Raw genomic sequence first — 20,143 nt, forward strand, 5'->3', positions numbered from 1 at the left:
CGCCGATCAGGGAGGCGAACGTCAACGCGTCCCCCGCGCCGACCGCGACGCCGACCCGTTCGTGGCCCGCGGCTCGTCGGGTGCCTCACTCTCCGGCCGACGGCGCCTCAGGGTGTGGGGCGGGTGAGGGAGCGCGGGCGCAGCGCGCCGATGTCGCCGATCGCGTCGAGGGAGTCGAGGACATCGGTGACGCGCCGCGCCTCGGCGCGCTGGATGCCCGCCGCCGCGAGGTTGGCGTGCAGCTTGCCCATGACCTCCGTGGAGCGCACCGCCGTGGGTGGCTCCGTGGTCAGCGCATGGGTGCGGCCCGCGCCGTCCGTGAGGACCATGTCGCACGCCCATGACCCGGGGGCCGCTCGCTCGTTGGCCTCCAGGGAGAGCCGGGGCAGGGGCGGCAGCCCGGCGAGGCTGGCCTCGCGGAAGAACAGCGCGTCGCCCGCCCTGCCTTCGCGCGCCGCCGCGTACACGAACGCGGCGCTGGCGGCGGCCTCCGTCGGCCCCGCGACCTCGAGGTCGGTGGTGACGAACCTGAGCAGCGCGGGGGGCAGGCCCAACCGGACCGCGCGGACGTCGCGCAGGTCCACGCCCGCCTCGGCGAGGCGCCCGAGCGCCGCGGCGAACCCGTGCAGCGGGCGGGCGCAGGGGAAGAACTTGATGACACAGCCCTCGACGCTCTCGCCCGGTGCCCGGGCCGCCACCTCGTGGGGCGGCCCGAAGGCGCGCACGCCGGGACCGTCCAGATAGGTCCACGACGCCTGGGCCCCGGCCTCGGCGAACAGCGCGGCGCGCGCACCGCGTGCCGCCTCCTCGGCCGCGGCGACGTAGTGCCCCTCGGCGAGGCGATCGTCGGAGAGCAGCCCGCCGGGCGCCGCCGTGGCGATGCCGATCGCGTGCCTGAGCGCGGTGTCGTCGAGCCCGATCGCGACGCCGACGCCGACGGCCGCGCCCACCGCGGCATAGCTCGATGTCGGCCACCAGCCCCGGGCGTACATGTCCGTTCCGCCGGCGCGCGCGCCGAGGTGGGTGACCACGGCGTATCCCGCCAGCACCGCGTCGATGAGGTCCCGGCCGCCGCGCGCCCGCCAGGCCGCGACCTGGAGCGTCGCGGGGATGACCGCGGCCGACGTCACCACGGCCGATCCCGGATGGAGGCTGTCGAACTCGTCGATGTGGCAGGCCAGCGAGTCCAGCGTCACCGCCTGCCCGAGCCCCAGCGGCCGCGCGTCGGCGAGGGACCGGAACGGGCCGCCGTCCTTCCACGCCGCGCCGGCCAGGGCGACGCGCCTGACCAGCGGGTGGGAGGCGCCGAGAGCCATGCACCCGAGGGTGTCGGCGACTTCGAGCGCCGCCCTGCGGCGCGCGGACGCGGGTGCGTGGGCCTCCGCGCGTGCCTGCGCCACCAGGTCGTCGAGGAGCGTGGGCCCCGGCGGCCCGGCGGCTGCCGTCATGGGGAGCTCTGCCGCGCGAGCAGGGGCAGCACCCGGGTCGCGACCGCCTCGGCGAGCGTGTGCGGCAGGTCGTAGGAGCCGACGTGCTGGAGGAAGATCGAGGTCGCCCCGAGGTCCCGCGCTTCCCCCACCCGCGCGGCGATCTCCTTCGGGGTGCCGAACAGGGTGAAGGCGCGGGCGAAGGCCACCGCGTCCTCGTCGCTGACCCAGCGCGAGCAGTGCTCGACGGCGAGGTCCCAGTCCTCCGCGTGCACCAGGTCGGGATACACCTCGGGCACCCGGCTCGGCACCTCGATGTCGATCCCCGCGCCGGCCAGCGCGCTCTGCCCGCCCTGCTGGGCGATTCCGGCGCAGATCGGCTTCAACACGCGTGCGTCGCGTTCGATGTCGTCGGTCACCAGCGCGTGCGCGGACACGATGATCTCCACCTCGTCCGGGTCGCGGCCCGCCTCGGTCGCGCCCTGACGCACCAGGGACACCGCGCGGCGCAGCAGGTGGGGTGCCACGCCGCTGAGCAGGATGGCGCCGTCGGCGATCTCGCCGGCGAGGCGCAGGTTGCGCGGGCCGCTGGCGGCCACGTGGATCGGGACACCGGGGAACGGGTCGCGCATCCGGACCTCGGCGTCCCCGAAGGTGGCGGTGGAACCGTTCAGCAGCGCGCGGATGTCGGCGACGCCGGCGCGCAGCGCCGCTCCGGTGCTGGGGCGGAGCCCCACCGGCTCGACCGAGCTGTTGCCGACGCCGAGCCCCAGCCGGAACCTGCCCCCCGCCGCCTCGGCCACGGTCCGGGCGAGTGAGGCGACCACGCTGGGGTGCCGGGTCGCGACATTGCTGACCGCGGTGCCGAGGCCGATCCGGGTCGTGGCCCGCGCGGCGGCGAACAGGGTCAGATAGGCGTCGCGCCACAGCACCTGCGAGTCCGGTACATGGACGTCGTCGAACCCCTGGGCCTCGACCCGCGCGACAAAGGACGCGATGTCGTCGGCCGGCAGGCACGGGGGGACTCGCAGCCCGATCCGGGGCGCGCCCGTGGTCATGCGTGCGCCTTCAGGAAGGCGAGCGTCTCCTGGTTGAACCGCTCGGCGTGCTCGTGCTGGGGCCAGTGGCCGCACTCGTTGTAGATGCTGAGTTCGGAGCCCCGGATGGCGGCGTTCATCGCCCGCGCCTCGGGGACATCGCCGAACGGGTTCTCCGCCCCCCACACGACACGGGTCGGCGCGGTGATCCGGCCCATCTGCTCCTTGGTCAGCAGGTCCTGGACGCGGTTCTCCCGCTCCTGGAGGCACAGCAGCTGGTCGATGTTCTTGACGAACGAGGCGCTGTGGTAGATGGCGTGGCGCACCTCGACCAGCTCGTCGCTGACGTTCACCGGGTCGTGCATGAGGAGTTCGAGCCTGCGGCGGGTGAGCGCGATGTCGTCGGTGAGCACCGCCTTGCGGGTGCTGGTCTTGATCCGCTCCATCACCTCCGGGTTGGCGACGGTCCCTCCCGCGGCCACGAGCGTCAGCGTCCGCACCAGCTCGGGCCGGTCGCAGGCCAGGCGCGCCGCGACCCAGCCGCCGAGCGACTCGCCGACGAAGTGCGCCGAGGTCATCCCGCGGGCGGCCAGGTAAGCGACGACGTGTTCCACATACCCGGGGATGCGGTACGGGGTGCCGGGGCTCTCGGTGTAGCCGTGGCCCATCATGTCGATCGCGTGGCACTCGTAGTGCTCGGAGAGGACGGCGACGTTGCGTACGAACGCCTCGAGGTGCCCGCTGGTGCCGTGCAGCATGATGACGGGCTCGCCGCTGCCCGCGCGGAGTGAACGGGTGCGCAGGCCGGCGGCCTCCACGTACTCGACGGCGAACTCCACATCGCCCAACTCGGTCCAGATGCTCATCTCTCGTCCTTCTCCTTGACTTCCAGGCCCGCCGGTTCGAAGAGGGCCACCCCCATTCCGGTGAGCCATTCGGCGATGGGCTCGTACGCCAGGGTCCGTCCTCGGCCCGGACCCACGGCCGCGGTCATCGCGATCCACGAGCGGATCTCCTGGGCGCCGTTGCCGGCCACCTCCTCGATCTGCGCGGTGCTCATCGCCAGCACGCCGCCGAGGTCCCCCTCGCCCAGCTGGGCGAGGAAGTCGCGGTCGAAGTCGGGGTTGATGTCGGGGCGCGCGGCGCGAATGATCCGGCGGCGCCGCACCTCGAACTCCCGCCACTGCTCCCGCCCGTTGAGCCATGCCTCGACGAGGAAGCGGTCGTCGTCGGTGAGCGTGGCGGCCCAGTCGGGCCACGGCAGCCGGTGCGAGAGCCCTCCCGACGCGATGACCGCGACGCGCTTGTCCTCGCCGTCGGACTCGATCACCCGCCGCAGGCCGCGACCGAGCGCATGGGCCCGCTTCAGGGAGATGAGCGGCGGGGCGAACATGTTGACGACCACGGGGACGATCGGCACGTCGAGCCCGGGGACGAGGTGTTGCAGGCTGTGGGTGATGCCGTGGTCGACCGTCAGGCGAAGCGAGAAGGCGGGGTCGAAACCGTCCTCGACCAGGCCGTCCACCAGCGCCTTCGCGAGCGTGGTGTCGACCGGCAGCGGCCCGGACGGAGTCTCGGCCTCACCGGCGCCCAGTACCTCGGACACGCCGACGGTGATCGAGGGCATCAGATCGAGGAACAGGCCACGGAAGTGGTTCGACCCGATGACGACCACGGTGTCGGGCGCGACCGCGGCGAGATGGTCCCGCGCCGCGTGCAGCCCGTCGCGGAAACGATGGGCGGCGGGCAGGTGGTCGACCTCGGACCAGTGCGTGTTCATCAGGGTGCTGTGGGAGGCGCCGACTCCCGCCACGACCGTACTCACGCGGGCACCTCTTCCTTCGCGCCGGTTTCCCCGGTGCCGCCCTGGGCCTGCCGCTCCTTGAGGAATTCCAGCGCGATGTCGACGATCATGTCCTCCTGCCCGCCCACCAGCTTGCGGCGGCCGACCTCCTTCAGGAGGGTGCGGGTGTCGACGCCGTAGCGCTCCGACGCCGCCTCGGCATGGCGCAGGAAGCTGGAGTAGGCGCCTGCGAAGCCCAGCGACAGCGTCTCCCGGTCCACCCGGACCGGCCGGTCCTGCAACGGTCGCACCAGGTCGTCCGCCGCGTCCATCAGGGCGTCCAGGTCGCACCCCTGGCGCCACCCCACCAGCTCGCACACCGCGACCAGCGCCTCGATCGGGCAGTTGCCCGCTCCCGCGCCCTGCCCCGCGAGGGAGGCGTCCACCCGTACCGCGCCGTGCTCGATCGCGGTCACCGTGTTCGCCACGCCGAGCGTCAGGTTGTGGTGGGCGTGGATGCCGATCTCGGTGGCCGGGTCCAGGACGTGGCGGTACTCGGCGATCCGCTCGCGTACCCCGCCCATCGTGAGGTGTCCGCCGGAGTCCGTCACATAGACACAGTGCGCTCCCGCGGCCTCCATGACGCGGGCCTGCTCGCCCAGCGCCACGGGGTCGGACATGTGGGCCATCATCAGGAAACCCGAGACGTCGTACCCGATCGCCCGGGCCGCCTCGATGTGCTGGACGGCGATGTCCGCCTCGGTGCAGTGGGTGGCGACGCGCACCGACCGCGCGCCGGCGTGCCACGCGTCCCTGAGGTTCTCCACGGTGCCGATGCCCGGCAGCAGCAGGACGGTCAGCCGGGCGCGCCGCACCACCTCGGCCGCCGCCTCGATCCACTCGAGGTCCGCGTGCGCTCCCGCGCCGTAGTTCACGCTGCCCCCGGCGAGCCCGTCGCCATGGGTGACCTCGATCGCGTCCACGCCCGCCGCGTCGAGCGCGGCGGCGATGGAACGCACCTGGTCGACGCTGTACTGGTGCCTGATGGCGTGCATCCCGTCGCGCAGCGTCACATCCTGCACATAGAGCCGGTCGATGGCGGTCATACGGCGGTCTCCAGTCGGTCGGCCCGCACGAGAGACTCGCCCACGTGCAGGGCGGCGGCGGTCATGATGTCGAGGTTGCCTGCGTAGGCAGGCAGGTAGTCGCCCGCGCCCTCGACCTCGAGAAAGACGGACACCAGGCTGATGTCGGAGCGGTCCTCGGCGGCGCAGAGCCGCAGGAGCGGGTCGTCACCGGCCAGCCGTCGGCACTGGACCTCCTGCTTCAGCCGGTAGCCCCGCACATAGGTCCGCACCGTGGTCACCATGGCGTCGACCGCCGCGCGGGCCCCCTCGGGGGTGATGCCCTCGGCCAGGCAGTAGACGGTGTCGCGCATGATCATCGGCGGCTCCGCCGGATTCAGGATGATCACGGCCTTCCCCCGGGCCGCGCCCCCCACGACCTCGATGGCCCGGCTGGTCGTCTCGGTGAACTCGTCGATGTTCGCGCGGGTGCCGGGCCCGGCCGAGCGCGAGGAGATGGAGGCGACGATCTCCGCGTACCGCACGGGTGCCACCGCGTTGATGGCGGCGACGATCGGTATCGTGGCCTGGCCTCCGCAGGTGACCATGTTGACGTTGCGCGAGTGGGCAAGGCCGGCGAGGTTCACCGGCGGGACGACCAGCGGACCGATCGCCGCGGGCGTCAGGTCCACCACGCGCACCCCCGTGGCGCGCAGTACCTCGTCGTTCCTCAGGTGCGCCTTCGCCGATGTGGCGTCGAAGACGAGGTCGATCTCGTCGAACCCCGGCATCCGCAGCAGCCCCTCGACCCCGTCGCTCGTGGTCGCCACGCCCAGGCGCCGTGCCCTGGACAGGCCGTCCGACTCCGGGTCGATGCCGACGAACGCGGCGACCTCCAGGGCGTCCGAGACGCGGAGGATCTTCAGCAGCAGATCGGTCCCGATGTTCCCCGACCCGATGATCGCCACCTTGTGTGTGCTCATGTCTCTTCTCCTGAGAACTCGACGGTGACGTCAAGGCGTCGGGAACTGTCGTGGAAGGTCGCGGTGAAGAGGTCACCGGGCGAAGCGGGCACCATCGGGCCGAGCGCCCCGCTCAGCACGACATCGCCGCGGCGCAGTGGGGTGCCCAGGTCGATCATGGCCCGGGCCAGCCACATCAGGCTGATGAGCGGGCCGCCGAGACAGTCGGCCCCGCGGCCGTGCGACACCGTGTCGTCGTGGCGGCGCAGGAGCATGGAGACATCGGTGAGGGACGTCTCGTCAAGTGTCAACTCGCCGTCGCCCAGCACGAAAAGACCGCTGGAGGCGTTGTCGGCGATGGTGTCGACGATCCCGATGTCCCAGTCCGCCACGCGGCTGTCGACGATCTCGATGGCCGGCATCGCGCGGGCGACGGCGGGGAGCAGTCCGGCCGGCGCGGCAGGGACCGCATCGATGCCGTGGGCCAGCTCGAAGGCGACCTCCGCCTCGACCTTGGGCTGGAGCGTGCGCGAGGGGGCGATCGTGCCCCCGGCGTCGACCCGCATGGACCGCAGGAGGGTGCCGTAGTCGGGCTGGTCCACCCCGAGTTGACGCTGTACGGCGGGCGAGGTGAGGCCGATCTTGCGGCCGACGACCGCTTCGCCGTCGGTCGCCAGGGCGAGGCCGATGTTGTGCTGCTGCACGCCATAGGCGCGAGCGAGCCGCCCCTGCCCCAGGAGATCTCTGACCGGTCCCGTGGGTACACCGGTGGTTCCCGCGTTCCGCAGGCGTTCGGCCGCGAGCAGCGCGGCGCTGTCACCCGGGTCGAGGCCGGAAGCACGGTGATGGGCTTCAGTCATGTCTGCGATGATCCGGGTCGGCGTCCCGATCCGACAGGAGATGTCCCGCCACACGGAACTCGTCGGGCGACTCCACGGCGGCGCCGGCGACCCGCAGATGGCGCGCCAAGCCGAGTGCCGAGGTCTTGACCGCGGCCGCCAGCTGGGGCATCCGGTAGGCCGAGATCGGCACCGAGATGGACATCGCGGCCATGATCTCGCCGTGCACGATCACGGGCGCCGCCACGCACTCCCGGCCCAGGGTGGCCTCCTCGCGCTCGAAGGCGAGGCCGGTCGCCCTGGCCTCGGCGAGCTCGCGCGCGAGGCGCACGGGGTCCGTCACCGACTTCCTGGTGATCCGACGCAGCGGCCTGGCCAGGAAGTCGGCCCTGACCTCCTCGCTGCTGAAGGCGAGCAGCGCCTTGCCGATACCCGTGCAGTTCAGGGGGAGCCGACCGCCGACCCGCGAGGGCAGGCCGAGGTCCGAGTGCCCGTAGATCTTCTCGACGTACACCACGTCGAAGCCCTCCCTGATACCCAGGTGCACGGTCTCGTGGGTGGCCATGAACAGGTCCTGGAGGAACGGGAGCGCGGCCACCCGCAGCCGCTGCTTGACGGGCACCAGGCTGCTCAGCTCGAAGAGCGCGATGCCCAGCTCGTAGCCCTGCTCGCTGAGGGTGAGCAACTGCTGCTCGACGAGGATCTGGGTGAGCCGGTGGACCGTGGACTTGGGCATCCCCGTGCGCTCGGCCACGTCGGTCAGCCGCAGACACTGATCGCCCGAGCGGAACGCCTGGAGGATCCGCAGGCCCTTCTCCAGCATGTTCGACTGATCCCGCGTGGCCTCAGAGTTCCGTGACACGGGACACCCCTTTTCTCCTGGCTGATTCCTGGTATTAGATCGGAGGATTCCTGCTCGCGAACGGTGAGGTCAGCCGGCGGGACGGAGACCGGTCTGGAGGAGAGAGGCCAGGTGACATCGTGCGGCGTTCACTCATCACAGTACGGTAACCGGACTGCCGGGGCGTTCCGTCAGACAGAACTCATGGCGCAATCCCATCGGTTGATGGCTAGGTTGCGCTGAACCGCGCTCCACCGGGGCGCCTTGCCCCATGTCCCATCCCCGCCCCGGGTCGGGCGGGATCGACCGAGCCCCGCTCACGCACTGAGCGTTGGACGCGTCCGCGCATCACGTCGGTTTGGAAGGGAGTGTCCGATGAGGACCACACCAACAATGCGTCGCCGTGCCGGTGAGCGCCACGTCGCCGGGGACGGCGGGGACCGGACGGGCATCCTGCACGTCGAGGAGCTCAGGAAACGGTACGCGCCGGACACTCCGCTCGTCTGCGACGGACTGAGCTTCAACGTGAATCAGGGCGAGTTCGTCGCCATCATCGGCCCCTCGGGATGCGGCAAGTCCACGCTGCTGCGGATGATCGCCGGGATCCTGTCGCCCACCAGCGGCGACGTCTGGGTCGGCGGCCGGCGGATCGATGGGCCGCCGCCGGAGATGGCGCTCGTCTTCCAGGACTACACGCGCTCGCTCTACCCCTGGCTCACGGTGGAGCGGAACGTGCGTTTCCCGCTGGCCAAGCGCCGTGACCTCGACAAGGCGGAGAAGGCCGAGCGGGTCGCCGAGGCGATCAGGACGGTCGGGCTGACCGGCTTCGAGAAGTACAGTCCGGGCCAGCTCTCGGGTGGGATGCAGCAGCGGGTGGCCATCGCGCGGGCCCTGGCGTTCCAGCCGCAGATCCTGCTGCTCGACGAGCCCTTCGCCTCCGTCGACGCGTTGACCAAGGAGGGGCTCGAGGACACCCTGCTCGACGTCCGCGACCGCCTCGGCGCCTCGGGGAACACGATGCTCATGGTCACCCACGACATCGACGAGGCGATCTATCTCGCCGACCGCATCGTGGTGCTCAGCAAGCCACCGTGCGTCGTCGCCGAGGAGCTGTCCGTGGACCTTCCCGTGCCGCGCACCCAGGTGGAGTCGCGTAGCCACCCGGAGTTCCTCCGGATACGCGCCTATGTCCACGACGTGATGGGCCTGACCGACCAGCGGCGCAGGACCCACGGCGGACCGCAGCCCTCGGCCTGAGTCCCATGAACCAGGCACCTACACACACAAGGCAGGTACGCATCATGGTCACCAAGAAGACGAGAGGAGCGGTGGCGCTCGTCGTGGCGGCCGCGCTGTCCTCGCTCGCGGCCTGTGGGGGAGACGGCGACACGGTCGTGGAGGAGAACGCGGACGGCACCACCAGCATCACCGTGGCCACGGTCGCCTCCGACTCCGGTTCCCAGGCGTTCTACGCGGACAGCCTGGGGTTCTTCGAGGACCAGGGCCTCGAGGTCACCGTGAAGGTCGTGGCGAACGTGCCCGATCTCGCGGCGGCCGTCGAGTCGGGCGACGCCCAGTTCGCGCTGACCTCGCCCACCTCCGTCGCCTCCGCCTCCACCGCGGGCATCAACTTCCGCATTGTCGCGGGGGGCGCGATCTACACGGTGGACAACCCCGGCGTCTGGATCATGGTGCCGGCCGGGCAGGACGGGATCACCTCGGTCGACGACCTCGAGGGCAAGTCGATCGCGGTCAACGCGCTCAACACGATGCCCCACCTCTCGACGCTGGCGACGCTCGACGACGCGGGCGTGGACGTGGACAGCATCAACTCGGTGACCCTCGACTTCACCCAGGTGGGACAGGCCTTCGAGAGCAACCAGGTCGACGCGGCGACGGTCACCGCGCCGTTCAACTACCAGATCGAGAGCGACGGGATCGGCACCACGATGCTGAGCCCCTACGACGCGGTCAACAACGGCGAGGACTTCTACAACACCATCTGGTTCGGCGAGCAGGGGTTCATCGACAGCAACCCCGAGGTGGTCGACACGTTCCGGGCGGCGATCGCCGAGACCAACGCCTGGGCGAACGACCCGGCCAACGAGGACGAGCGCAAGGCGATCCTCCAGGAAGTGACCAGCCTCACCGACGCCACGATGGAGGACATGCAGCTGCTGCTCTTCGACGACGAGGTGTCACCCGAGATGATCCAGCCGCTGATGGACCTCATGGAGAGGTTCGAGGTGCTTCCCCAGCCGGTGGACGCGGCCTCGATCATCGCCGGCACCGACTGACCGGTGCCCAGGGAGACGGGCGACACGGCGGGCAGGGAATCCAGGGATTCGGAGGACGAGAGATGAGTCTGACTTCGGCGCCGACCGAGGAGGCCGTAGCCGGTGCCCCGGCTCCCGTGGCACCGGGGCGCGCCGCGCGACGTGGGCCACGACTCGGCGTCAACCCGCGGGGCTTCGCCTTCGCGCTGGGACTGCTCGTCGTCATCGAGCTGTTGACGGCGACGCTGGTGACCTCGGCGTATGTGCCGCGCCCCAGCGAGGTGGGGTCGGCGCTGCTGAGCGAGATCGGCGAGGGCGACATCCTCAGCGGGCTGGGCGACACCCTGTGGGCCTACCTCCAGGGCCTTGGCATCGCGGCAGGGCTCGGCGTGATCCTCGGCGCGGCGCTCGGCGCGTCGAACGTCGCGTACCAGACCTTCAGGGTGGTCATCGAGTTCCTGCGCCCGCTGCCCTCGGTCGCGCTGATCCCGTTCTCGATCCTGCTCCTCGGGGTCGGCTCGACCACGACGGTTGCGATGATCGCCTACGCCTCGTTCTGGCCGATCCTGTTCAACACGTACTACGGCGTGCGTGGCGTCCACGCCACCTCCGTCGAGACGGCCAGGAGCTTCGGCGTCGGCGGGCTCGGAGTGTTCTTCCGGGTGCAGATACCGAGCGCCGCCACCAGCGTCGCCGCCGGAGTCCGCATCAGCGCCTCGATCGCCCTGATCCTCGTCATCACCGTCGAGATGCTCACCAGGAGCGGTGGGCTCGGTCACTACATCGTGCGGATGCAGGTGGCCATCAGAACCGAGGAGATGTACGCCGGGATCTTCCTGGTGGGGCTGATCGGCTACCTCATCAGCCTGGTGGTCGGCCACCTGGAACGACGGGTGGTCTTCTGGAACGTCGACAGCCGAGAGGACGGTGGCAGGTGATGAGCCGCACCACGTTCGTGAACCGGGTGCTCCCCTGGATACTGCCGCTCACGCTCCTCGGTCTGTGGGAGTACTTCGGACGGGTGGGCGACTCGATCTATCTCCCCCCGCTGAGCGAGGTCCTCACGGCGATGCGCGAGGACTGGCTGTTCGACCACGCGCAGAGCGACCTGCTGCCCAGCCTGCGTCGCTTCGCGGTGGGGTACCTGGCCGGCAGCGTCCTCGGCATCCTCCTCGGCATGGCGATCGCCTCGTCGCGGCGGGTGGCGCAGTACACCGGGCCGACCCTGGAGTTCCTCCGCGCGCTGCCCGCCGTCGCGGTGCTGCCCGTCGCCGTGCTGATCTTCGGCCTCGGTGACGGGATGCGGATCTCGATCATCGCCTTCGGCGTCCTGTTCCCCGTGCTCGTCAACACCGCGACCGGCGCGAGGAACACCCGCCAGGAGCGGATCGACGTCGCCCGGATGTACGGTCTCAGCCGATTCGAGATCGTACGGCGGGTGATCTTCCCCTCGGCGATCCCCATGATCTCCGCCGGGCTGCGTGTCGGCCTCCCGATCGCGTTGATCATGATGGTGGTCTCCGAACTCGTGGGCGGCCAGAACGGAATCGGCTTCTACCTGACCACCACGCAGTCGATCTTCGACATCTCGGGGATGTTCACCGCGCTGATCATCCTCGGGCTGCTCGGCAACATCATCAACGCCGTGTACACCCGCCTGGAGACGAGGAGCCTGCATTGGGCGAGCCAGCTGTGAGCGGCGCCGGCGCGGGCCAGCCGCCGCCCATCCGTCTGACCGTGAACGGAGCCCCCGTCGAGGTGCGGGCCCCCGGCTCCACCACCCTCGCCACGGTGCTGCGCGAACAGCTCGACCTGCGCGCCACCAAGATCGCCTGCGAACGGGGCGAGTGCGGCGCCTGCACCGTGCTGGTGGGCGGGCGGCCGACCATGGCATGCGTGACCCCGGCCGCCCTGGTGCGGGAGCCGGTCGAGACCCTGGAGGCCGTCGCCGACGAAGTGACCGACCTGCGCGCGGAGTTCGCCGACCGCGGCGCGTTCCAGTGCGGCTTCTGCACCCCGGGCCAGCTGGTGCACGGCGCCGCGCTGACCAGGCGGGCCGATGAGCTGAGGGAGTCGGGGGACCTCCAGGAGAGGGTGAGGACCGAGCTGTCCGGGAACATCTGCCGCTGCACCGGATACCAGGCCATCACCCAGGCCGTGTGCGCGGTGATCGCGAGGCGGGCCACGCGGATGCCGGAGGGCGCCCGATGAACCCCATCGGCGAGCGGGTGCGCCCGCTCGACTGGGACGCCCGCACCCGGGGCACGGTCCCCTACACGGCCGACCTGTGGCGCCCCGGACACCTGTGGGGCGCGATCCTGCGCTCGCCGCACCCCTTCGCCGAGATCGTCGCCGTCGACACCAGCCTCGCCGAGCGGCTGCCCGGCGTGCGCGCCGTCCTCACCGCCGCCGACTTCCCCGAGGGCATCCGCTATCTGCACCGCGGCGCACCGCTCTCCGACCGGCCCCCACTGGCCGAGGACGTGGTCCGGCACGTCGGCCAGGAGGTCGCCGCCGTCGCGGCCGACACCCGGGAGATCGCGCAGGCCGCCCGCGACGCCATCCGCGTTCGCTACCGGGTGCGGTCGGCGCCGCTGACGCCCCGGGCCTCGCTCAGGCCCTCGGCCCGACGCCTGCACACCCGGGTGACCGACGAGCCCAACGTGGCGATGATCCTGCACAGCGACTGGGGTGACGTCGAGCGGGGGCGAAACGCCGGAAGCGTCGTCGTCGAGGGCTCGTTCGTCTATCCGAGCGTGTCCCACGCCTGCATGGAGCCCAACACGACGCTGGCCGCATGGCACGAGGAAAGCGGCTCCGTCGAGCTGTGGACGTCCACCCAGGCCCCGTGGTTCATCGCCAAGGAGGTCTCCCACCTGCTCGGCATCCCGCACGAGCGGGTCATCTGCCGCGAGGTCGCGGTCGGAGGCGGCTTCGGCTCCAAGTCGAAGGCGTCCGAGCACGAGATCCTCGCCGCCGCGCTGTCCCGCAAGGCCGGGCGCCCCGTGCTGGTGGAACTGTCCCGCGAGGAGGAGTTCGGGGCGAACAAGCCCAGGCACCGCTTCGAGACCAGGCTGCGCACCGCGGCCGACGATCAGGGCGTCATCCGGCTCTTCGACGCCGACATCCTGGTGGACAACGGGTCCTACAACCACATGGGCACCTCGGTCATGCGCGTCGGCGTGATCACCCTGGGCTCGATGTACCGCCCGGACGGCGCCACCTTCACCTCCCGCCTGGTGGACACCGCGACCCAGCCCGGCGGTCAGTTCCGCGGCTACGGCACGCCCCAGGTGTCCCTCGCCGTCGAGTCACAGGTGGACGAGCTGGCCGACCGCCTCGGCCTCGATCCCCTCGAGATGCGGCTGCGCAATCTGGGCCCCGAGTTCGCCACCACGCTGTGCGGCTACGAGGTCACCACCTCGAGGCTCGGCGACTGCCTGCGAGTGGTCCGCGACGAGCTCGGGTGGGACGCGCACCGGGCCGCCCGGGTGCCGGGCCGGGGCGTCGGCGTGGCCGCGGGGATGCACGGCAGCGGGGCCTACGCCTATGCGTCGGCCAACCGCAGCGACGCGGCGATCGACGTCTACGCCGACGGTCGGGTGCGCGTCCGGCACGGCAGCGCCGACGCCGGTACCGGCCAGAACACCATCCTCGCCCAGATCGCCGCAGGCGAGCTCGGGGTGCCGCTCGACCGCGTCGAGGTGCTGTCGATGGACAGCGAACGCACGCCCTTCGAGCTCGGCGCGTGGTCGTCCCGCGGGACGCACATGACCGGCTTCTCCGTCGGTATCGCCGCCAGGGGGCTGGCCGACAAGCTACGAGCCCTGGCGGCGCTCAAGCTCGGAACCGACGCGGTCGAGCTGCGCGGGGGCCGCGCCGAGGCCGACGGTGAGGGAGTGGAGATCGGCGCGCTGGTCGCGCTCAGCGAGGAGGCCACGCCGGACGGCCGGCTGAGCAACGAGGCGAGCTATCTGCTGACCGGCACGGAGATGATCAGCCAGGACAAGGACCGGTTCAACCTGTCGCCCACCTACGCCTTCGCCGCCCATGGCGCGGTGGTGGACGTGGACCGCAGGACGGGGAAGGTGCGGGTCGTCGACTATGTCGCCGCCCACGACGTCGGCCGCGCCCTCAACCCCACGGCCGTGGAGGGGCAGATCGTCGGCGGCGCCGCGATGGGGATCGGCGCCGCGCTCGGCGAGGAGCTGGTGCGCGAGGGCGGACGGGTGGTCAACACCTCCTATCTGCACTACGCGATGCCACGGTCGGCCGACCTCCCCTCCCTCAGGCCGGTCATCGTGAACGGCGAGGACGCGGCCGGACCCTACGGCGCCAAGAGCGTGGGCGAGATGTCGATCATCCCGCCGGGTGCCGCGGTGGCCAACGCTGTCAGCGACGCCGTGGGGGTGCGGATCACCGAGCTGCCCATCACACCGGACAAGGTGCTCGTCGCCCTCGCGGAGAAGGAGGGGCGTCGCCGTCGGCACCACCTGTGGCGTCGCCCCGGCCGCTGGTGGGTCGCGGTCATCCGCTCCCTCTACCCGCTCGGCCTGCACCATGTGCTGCACCGCTACGGCACCAGGATCGGCCGCCGCCGTCGCGTCGGCCGATCCACAGGGGCGCCCCCAGCGGCGCCCGCGCTCTCCGCGCCGGGCTCGCTGGCGGAGGTCGCCGCCCTCGTGTCCCAGGGCGCCCAGCCGGTCGGCGGGGCGACAGACGCTCTGGTCGAGCGCCGCAGGGAGCCCCGGCCGGCAGCGGTGCTGGTCTCCACGACCGGGGTGGCCCGGATGCGCCGGATCACCGAGGAGGGCGGCGGCCTGCGCATCGGCGCCGCCGTGACCCTGACGGAGTTGGCCGAGGCCCTCGCCGACTCACTGCCGTTCGTCACCGAGGCGATCCGCACCATCGCCTCGCCGCAGATCCGCAACAGCGCCACCGTGGGGGGCAACCTCGCGCAGGAGAAGCGCTGTTGGTTCTTCCGCAACGGCTTCGACTGCTACAAGCGCAACGGCGCGACCAGCCCGTGCTACGCGGTCGGCGGCGACCACCGCTTCCAGCACGCCGTCATCGACGGGCACCGCTGCCAGGCCGTCACGCCGTCCGACCTGGGCACGGTGCTCGGCGCGGTGGACGCCGACGTGCTGCTCGTCCGCGGCGCGGAGAGCCGCACGGTGCCGGTGGCGTCGCTCTACTCGGGCCCCGGCGAACTCACCCTTGGGGACGGCGAGTTCGTCGGTGAGGTCGTCATCGGCGAGGTGGCCCTCGCCCGTCGTGGCGCGTTCGCCAAACTCGCGCTGTACCAGGGGGACTTCGCGACCGCCTCGGCCACACTCTCCGCCCGGGTGGACGCGGACGGCCGCTGGCACGACACCCGCGTCGTCCTCGGCGCCGTCGCGCCGACGCCCTGGCGCGCCCTGGCGACCGAGCGGGCGCTCAACGGCACCGTGCCCACGGCGCGGGGGCTACGCTCCCTCCTCGACGCGGAGCTGGACCGGCACGCGCATCCCCTGCCGGGCAACGGCTGGAAGCTGGACGCCGTCGCCGGGTTGGCGGAGGAGGCGTTCGAACGGCTGGCTCGGTGAGCGCCGCGCACGGAAACCACCTCGGGGGACGGTGAACGCCTCCCGCCCTGCGGTCCGTTCTGTCCCGATAAGCTCGACGTCAAGATGATGACACCCACGAGGATGACCACCCATGGCTGACAACCAAGCGGGCCGCGGCCGGGCGATGACGGCGGATGACATCGCCCATCAAGCCCTCGAACTGGCCGACACTCGTGGTCTCGAGAAGCTCACGGTGCGCAGCCTCGCCAACAGGTTGGGCATCGGGACGATGACGCTCTACGGCTATTTCCGCTCCAAGGAGGAGATCCTGGACGCCGTGGCCGATCTGGCGCTCGGCTCGCTCGCACTGCCGAAGGCGGCGCCGGACGAGCGGCCGAGGGACGCGATCGAGGCCGTGGCGCGAGCCTTTCGCAGGCTGATGTCCGCCCACCCCTCGATCGTGCAGATCCTCAGCTCGCGCGTGACCACCAGCGCCAGGGCGCGGCGCGGGGCGATGGAGGCAGTCATCGACCGGCTGGTGACCAGCGGCATCCCCGGCCCGCTCGCCGTCCAGTGCTACGGCTTCATCCTGATCCACGCGCTGGGGTTCTCCAGCTACCAGGGGCCGCGCGCCTGGGCGCAGGACGACGCCGAGGATCGGGCCGAGTTGCACCGGCAGCAGAGCCACTTCTACGCGTCCCTGCCGATCGCTGACTTTCCCCGACTGGTGGAGCTGCGCGAGGCGATCGTCGAGCTGCCGTCGGAAGGCCAGTTCGCGTTCGCCGTCGAGTCTCTCGCCCACCTGGTCGAGGCTCGACTCGCCGGCTCCTCGACCGACGGGAGTGGCCCTCTCATCGGCTGAGGAGCCGGGCGGTCAGGGAGGTGCGGGCGGTGCGTCCGACGCACCGCCCGGTCAGTCCACCGGCTCGCAGACGTCCAGCGCGGTACGGATCAGATGACGCGTCAGCCGCGTCATCTCCCTGATGTCCACGACATTCATCCCCGAGGGGAAGTCGAGCGGCACGGGCGCGTCGGGGCCGATCCTGGTCATCCCGATCCTGGCCGTGGGGATGCCACGGCCACGGAGGATGTTCGCGTCGGTCGCGCCGCTGTTCTCCCTGATCACCTCGTGCGGTCGCCCCTCCTCCGCCTCCCAGGCGCGGATCGCCGCCTGGACGACCGCGTCGTCCGTCGGGGTGGCGGTGCCGGGGATGGCGAGCACCATCTCCCAGGAGATGTCGAGGCCCTGGTGGCGCGCGGAGATCTCCCGCATCGCCGCCGCGAACTCCCGGCGAGCCAGGTTCGGCGGAGTATCGGGGCCGACGCGCAGGTCGACCATGAAACGCACCGCGCTGGACGAGACGGCGGGCATCCGCATCCACCCGCCCTCGATGGCCCCGATGTTCCCCTGGGGCGCCACCAGCCCGCCGGTGTGCCGGCGGGAGTAGGCGACGAACCAGGACTCCAGGTCGTTGATCACCCTGCCCGCCTCCACCACCGGATTGACATAGGGCATCCGATGACGGCTGCCGACATAGCCGAACGTCCCGTGGACCGTCACCTCGAACCAGCACAGGCCGACCTCCTCCCAGGCCACGGTCCAGCCCGGCTTCGCGATGAGCGCGTGGTCGGGGTAGACACCCTGCTCGACCAGGAAGGAACAGCCGACGCCCTGCCCGGTGTTCTCCCGGCCCAGCTCGGACGGCGTGCGCCGGTGGGTCGGCATACCCCCGGCGCCGAGGCCGATCCAGAGGTCGCCGGCGAGGGTGATCCCCGCGGCCCTGATCGCTTCGCCCGCCGCCATGACACAGGCCGCGTGGCCCTTGGGGTTGCTGGCCCCGAGGCCCAGCACGAAGTCGCCGTCGACCACGGCCTCGGGGCGCATGTCGGCGCGCAGCCGTGGCGCCGCCCATGGCTCGTCCTCGGCGGGGTCGCCCGTCGTCAGGGTGTCGATGGGCGCGTAGAGCAGCAGGCTCGGCCCCTCCCCAGCGCCGGGGAGCTTGGCCACGGCGTTGGCCTGGCGCGCGTCGAGGGGCTGCACCCGGGCGTCCACCCCCGCGTCGACGAGCCGCGCGGCGGCCCACTCGGCCAGCGGGCGCTCCTCGCCCGTCGGGCTCGGCACGTTCACCAACCCCACGACGATCTCCCGCAGTTGACGTGGGGAGACCTGGGCGATGGCCCGGTCCACCGCCTCACTCGACCGCGCCGAGCGCTCGGCGGCCGTCATCGGCCGTGCGTCTCGTCGCGGACGACGGTGCCGCTCAGGCGCAGAAAGGCCAGGCGCGTGACCTTCGGGGCGGCGAAGGCACCGGCCAGGAGGCAGGCGCAGAGCAGCGCTCGCTCGGGGGTGATTCTCACCGTTCTTCCTTTCGTTCCAGGAACTCCGTGACGAGGCGCCCGTATGCGTAGGGGCGTTCCTCCTGCGGATGATGGGCGGTGTTGGCCAGGACGGCGATGTCGGCGCGCGGCATGGTCGCGGCGACGGCCGCGGCGTAGGCGGGGGAGGAGAAGGGGTCGTGGGCGCCCCACAGCCACAGTGTGGGGTGCTGGATCCCGGGCAGCCGGTCCCCGATGTCCTGGGCTCTGCCCCTGCCCGATCCGTCGGCGACGGCCATGGCCCACGGGGTCACGCTGTTGGCGAAGCGGGCCTGGACGGTTGCCTCGGGAACGCCGGCCGCGTCGTACCACTCCAACGAGGCCAGCAGCTCCCGCATCTTGGCGGGGGAGGGGCCGCTCCCGCCGTAGTAACGGGCGCGGGCCTCGCCGGCGACGCCCGGGTCGTTCGACGGTGAAGGGACCGGCTGGCTGCCGGTCAGCACGATCCGCCCTACCCGGGCGGGATGCAGGGCGGCGAGGTTGAGCGCCACCGAGCCCCCCAGGGACTGGGCGACCACATCGACCTGGTCGAGCGCGAGGTCGTCGAGCAGCCCGACCAGGCAGGCGACGTGGAAGTCGAGGGCCGGGTCGTCGAAGGGGGCGGCGGCCGAGTCACCGTACTGGGCCAGATCGACGAGGAGATGGCGGCGGTCGGCGGGCAGATGGGGCAGGCAGGGCCCGAAGTCGAGTCGGCTCGAGCAGCCTGGCCCGCCCCCGTGCAGCAGCATCACCACCGGTCCCGAGCCCTCGCCGCGGTGGGCGAGCGCGACGCGCCGCGCGGGCGAGCCCACCGCCTCCCTACCGCTTGGCACCGGGGGTCCGATCCACCTGGACGGTCGGCCGCTCGCTCTCGATGTGGCGACGCCAGGCCGTCAGTGACAGATCGGGCCGGTACAGCTTCTCCGGTGGCGCGTCCATCACATCGACCATCCAGGCGTCCTGGCCGGTGAACTGGCCGTGGAACAGCCAGCGGATGGCGGCGAGGTACTTGGCCTTGAACGCCGACGCCCGGACCCCGCTCTCGAAGCGGACCATGATCTGGACGTAGCGGACCCGCTCCTCGTCCACGGGCACGTACCACTCGTAGTGGATGAAGTGCGGATAGGCGACCCGGAGCAGTCCGGGGAGCCGGATGGAGACGAACCCGGGGATCTCGAGGGACTTGATGACGGGATTGATGTCCGCCGACTTGCCCGGCGCGTCCGGCAGCGGCATCCGCTTCCACCAGCGCTTGTTGGTCCAGGTGCCGAGCCCGGGGAAGTCGGCCTCCCAGTGCACCTCGTCCTGCACACGGATGAGCCAGCCGTCCTTCTCGACGATCCGCGTCTTGTTCCAGGCGGGCATTACCTTGAACAGGCGCCACAGGGCCGTGTTGTGCAGGTACTTGGCGTGGCCCTCGTCGAACCCGTTCTCCGCGGCGAACCGCCAGTTGCCCTCGCGGATGTCCCACCGCCCGCCCATCGTGAACTCGTTGTCCACCAGCTCATCCGGGATGTCACGCTCGACCGGCGGCGGGTCGCCGTCCCCGACGTAGACCCAGACCAGGCCGAGGCGTTGGGCGACGGGATAGGTCGAGACCGACACCTTGTTGTTGATCGGCGACTCGGGCCCGTCCGTCAGCGCCGCGCACATCTCGCCGCTGTCGAGCCGGTAGGTCCATCCGTGGTAGGGACAGCTGATCGTGCCCTCGTACTGACGACGTCCGAGCGAGAGCGGCACGCCGCGGTGGGGGCAGCGGTCGTGGAGGGCGAAGATCTCGTCCTTCTCCCGCACCAGCACGATGTGTTCGCCCAACAGCTGGACCGGGACGGGCTTCCTGCCGACCTGCTCGGCCCACATCAGCGGGTACCAGTAGTCGCGGAAGCCCAGCACGGCCTTCTCGTACTCGGGCCAGGACGACCAGTCGTTGCCATGGGGCGACGTCTCGGCGGTGGGACGCACCCGACCGCGCCGACGCTTGGCCGGCCGGGGCTCGTTCTCGATGGTGCTCAC

At 71.5% G+C, this 20,143-nt stretch carries 19 protein-coding genes; 7 read left to right on the top strand and 12 right to left on the bottom strand.

Going from position 1 to position 20,143, the window contains the following annotated elements; genetic code table 11:
• Window positions 1–107: 107 nt before the first annotated feature.
• Genes D7318_RS00385 through D7318_RS00420 form a run of 8 tightly spaced genes read right to left on the bottom strand, consistent with a single transcriptional unit; the run spans window position 108 to window position 7,974 of the window.
• Window positions 108–1,448: an MmgE/PrpD family protein gene (locus D7318_RS00385; RefSeq protein ID WP_120694780.1), complete on the bottom strand. Its 1,341-nt coding sequence runs from the start codon at window positions 1,446–1,448 to the stop codon at window positions 108–110.
• Window positions 1,445–2,485, bottom strand: a complete 1,041-nt coding sequence (locus D7318_RS00390) for an LLM class flavin-dependent oxidoreductase (protein ID WP_120694781.1) — start codon at window positions 2,483–2,485, stop codon at window positions 1,445–1,447. The genes D7318_RS00385 and D7318_RS00390 overlap by 4 nt, the downstream gene beginning before the upstream one ends.
• Window positions 2,482–3,330, bottom strand: coding sequence for an alpha/beta fold hydrolase (locus D7318_RS00395; RefSeq protein WP_120694782.1), 849 nt, complete (start codon window positions 3,328–3,330; stop codon window positions 2,482–2,484). The genes D7318_RS00390 and D7318_RS00395 overlap by 4 nt, the downstream gene beginning before the upstream one ends.
• A complete protein-coding gene (locus tag D7318_RS00400; protein WP_120694783.1) occupies window positions 3,327–4,289 on the bottom strand; it encodes a DODA-type extradiol aromatic ring-opening family dioxygenase in 963 nt (320 codons plus the stop codon). Before D7318_RS00400 ends, D7318_RS00395 begins: the two co-directional genes overlap by 4 nt.
• Window positions 4,286–5,353 (bottom strand): 4-hydroxy-2-oxovalerate aldolase, encoded by a 1,068-nt coding sequence (dmpG, locus tag D7318_RS00405; protein ID WP_120694784.1) that lies wholly within the window; start codon window positions 5,351–5,353, stop codon window positions 4,286–4,288. Before dmpG ends, D7318_RS00400 begins: the two co-directional genes overlap by 4 nt.
• Window positions 5,350–6,294: an acetaldehyde dehydrogenase (acetylating) gene (locus D7318_RS00410; RefSeq protein WP_120694785.1), complete on the bottom strand. Its 945-nt coding sequence runs from the start codon at window positions 6,292–6,294 to the stop codon at window positions 5,350–5,352. Before D7318_RS00410 ends, dmpG begins: the two co-directional genes overlap by 4 nt.
• On the bottom strand, window positions 6,291–7,133 hold the full coding sequence (locus tag D7318_RS00415; RefSeq protein ID WP_120694786.1) for a 2-keto-4-pentenoate hydratase: 843 nt from the start codon (window positions 7,131–7,133) through the stop codon (window positions 6,291–6,293). The genes D7318_RS00410 and D7318_RS00415 overlap by 4 nt, the downstream gene beginning before the upstream one ends.
• Window positions 7,126–7,974, bottom strand: coding sequence for an IclR family transcriptional regulator (locus D7318_RS00420; RefSeq protein WP_329604548.1), 849 nt, complete (start codon window positions 7,972–7,974; stop codon window positions 7,126–7,128). Before D7318_RS00420 ends, D7318_RS00415 begins: the two co-directional genes overlap by 8 nt.
• Before the next feature lie 354 nt (window positions 7,975–8,328).
• On the opposite strand from D7318_RS00420, the gene D7318_RS00425 reads away from it, so the two are divergent.
• The 7 genes from D7318_RS00425 to D7318_RS00455 all read left to right on the top strand — a co-directional run bounded on the left by D7318_RS00425 (window position 8,329) and on the right by D7318_RS00455 (window position 16,637).
• A complete protein-coding gene (locus tag D7318_RS00425) occupies window positions 8,329–9,210 on the top strand; it encodes an ABC transporter ATP-binding protein (protein WP_230423217.1) in 882 nt (293 codons plus the stop codon).
• A gap of 44 nt (window positions 9,211–9,254) precedes the next feature.
• On the top strand, window positions 9,255–10,250 hold the full coding sequence (locus tag D7318_RS00430) for an ABC transporter substrate-binding protein (protein WP_183091247.1): 996 nt from the start codon (window positions 9,255–9,257) through the stop codon (window positions 10,248–10,250).
• Between the two features lie 62 nt (window positions 10,251–10,312).
• Window positions 10,313–11,167, top strand: a complete 855-nt coding sequence (locus D7318_RS00435; RefSeq protein ID WP_120694790.1) for an ABC transporter permease — start codon at window positions 10,313–10,315, stop codon at window positions 11,165–11,167.
• A complete protein-coding gene (locus D7318_RS00440) occupies window positions 11,167–11,925 on the top strand; it encodes an ABC transporter permease (RefSeq protein WP_120694791.1) in 759 nt (252 codons plus the stop codon). Before D7318_RS00435 ends, D7318_RS00440 begins: the two co-directional genes overlap by 1 nt.
• Entirely contained in the window at window positions 11,922–12,440 is a 519-nt protein-coding gene (locus D7318_RS00445; protein WP_268987323.1) for a (2Fe-2S)-binding protein, read from the top strand. The genes D7318_RS00440 and D7318_RS00445 overlap by 4 nt, the downstream gene beginning before the upstream one ends.
• Window positions 12,437–15,814, top strand: coding sequence for a molybdopterin cofactor-binding domain-containing protein (locus D7318_RS00450; protein WP_120694793.1), 3,378 nt, complete (start codon window positions 12,437–12,439; stop codon window positions 15,812–15,814). Before D7318_RS00445 ends, D7318_RS00450 begins: the two co-directional genes overlap by 4 nt.
• Window positions 15,815–15,926: 112 nt before the next feature.
• A complete protein-coding gene (locus D7318_RS00455; RefSeq protein ID WP_120694794.1) occupies window positions 15,927–16,637 on the top strand; it encodes a TetR/AcrR family transcriptional regulator in 711 nt (236 codons plus the stop codon).
• A gap of 51 nt (window positions 16,638–16,688) precedes the next feature.
• On the opposite strand, the gene D7318_RS00460 is transcribed toward D7318_RS00455, so the two are convergent.
• Genes D7318_RS00460 through D7318_RS00470 form a run of 4 tightly spaced genes read right to left on the bottom strand, consistent with a single transcriptional unit; the run spans window position 16,689 to window position 20,143 of the window.
• A complete protein-coding gene (locus D7318_RS00460) occupies window positions 16,689–18,002 on the bottom strand; it encodes a M20 family metallopeptidase (RefSeq protein WP_120694795.1) in 1,314 nt (437 codons plus the stop codon).
• Complete coding sequence (locus D7318_RS34520) at window positions 17,999–18,133, bottom strand: hypothetical protein (RefSeq protein ID WP_268987324.1); 135 nt, start codon at window positions 18,131–18,133, stop codon at window positions 17,999–18,001. Before D7318_RS34520 ends, D7318_RS00460 begins: the two co-directional genes overlap by 4 nt.
• Window positions 18,130–18,963 carry an alpha/beta fold hydrolase gene (locus D7318_RS00465; protein ID WP_230423219.1) on the bottom strand — a complete coding sequence of 278 codons (834 nt, stop codon included), beginning with the start codon at window positions 18,961–18,963 and terminating at the stop codon, window positions 18,130–18,132. Before D7318_RS00465 ends, D7318_RS34520 begins: the two co-directional genes overlap by 4 nt.
• Window positions 18,950–20,143 (bottom strand): Rieske 2Fe-2S domain-containing protein, encoded by a 1,194-nt coding sequence (locus tag D7318_RS00470; protein ID WP_230423220.1) that lies wholly within the window; start codon window positions 20,141–20,143, stop codon window positions 18,950–18,952. Before D7318_RS00470 ends, D7318_RS00465 begins: the two co-directional genes overlap by 14 nt.

Origin of the sequence: Streptomyces radicis (genome assembly GCF_003626575.1) — a bacterium.
GTDB lineage: Bacteria > Actinomycetota > Actinomycetes > Streptomycetales > Streptomycetaceae > Streptomyces > Streptomyces radicis.

Bases quoted from the DNA above. Each gene is read 5' to 3' on its own strand.
- D7318_RS00385 (WP_120694780.1), bottom strand. From the start codon at position 1,448: ATGACGGCAGCCGCCGGGCCGCCGGGGCCCACGCTCCTCGACGACCTG.
- D7318_RS00390 (WP_120694781.1), bottom strand. From the start codon at position 2,485: ATGACCACGGGCGCGCCCCGGATCGGGCTGCGAGTCCCCCCGTGCCTG.
- D7318_RS00395 (WP_120694782.1), bottom strand. From the start codon at position 3,330: ATGAGCATCTGGACCGAGTTGGGCGATGTGGAGTTCGCCGTCGAGTAC.
- dmpG (WP_120694784.1), bottom strand. From the start codon at position 5,353: ATGACCGCCATCGACCGGCTCTATGTGCAGGATGTGACGCTGCGCGAC.
- D7318_RS00410 (WP_120694785.1), bottom strand. From the start codon at position 6,294: ATGAGCACACACAAGGTGGCGATCATCGGGTCGGGGAACATCGGGACC.
- D7318_RS00415 (WP_120694786.1), bottom strand. From the start codon at position 7,133: ATGACTGAAGCCCATCACCGTGCTTCCGGCCTCGACCCGGGTGACAGC.
- D7318_RS00425 (WP_230423217.1), top strand. From the start codon at position 8,329: ATGAGGACCACACCAACAATGCGTCGCCGTGCCGGTGAGCGCCACGTC.
- D7318_RS00430 (WP_183091247.1), top strand. From the start codon at position 9,255: ATGGTCACCAAGAAGACGAGAGGAGCGGTGGCGCTCGTCGTGGCGGCC.
- D7318_RS00435 (WP_120694790.1), top strand. From the start codon at position 10,313: ATGAGTCTGACTTCGGCGCCGACCGAGGAGGCCGTAGCCGGTGCCCCG.
- D7318_RS00440 (WP_120694791.1), top strand. From the start codon at position 11,167: ATGAGCCGCACCACGTTCGTGAACCGGGTGCTCCCCTGGATACTGCCG.
- D7318_RS00450 (WP_120694793.1), top strand. From the start codon at position 12,437: ATGAACCCCATCGGCGAGCGGGTGCGCCCGCTCGACTGGGACGCCCGC.
- D7318_RS00455 (WP_120694794.1), top strand. From the start codon at position 15,927: ATGGCTGACAACCAAGCGGGCCGCGGCCGGGCGATGACGGCGGATGAC.
- D7318_RS00460 (WP_120694795.1), bottom strand. From the start codon at position 18,002: ATGACGGCCGCCGAGCGCTCGGCGCGGTCGAGTGAGGCGGTGGACCGG.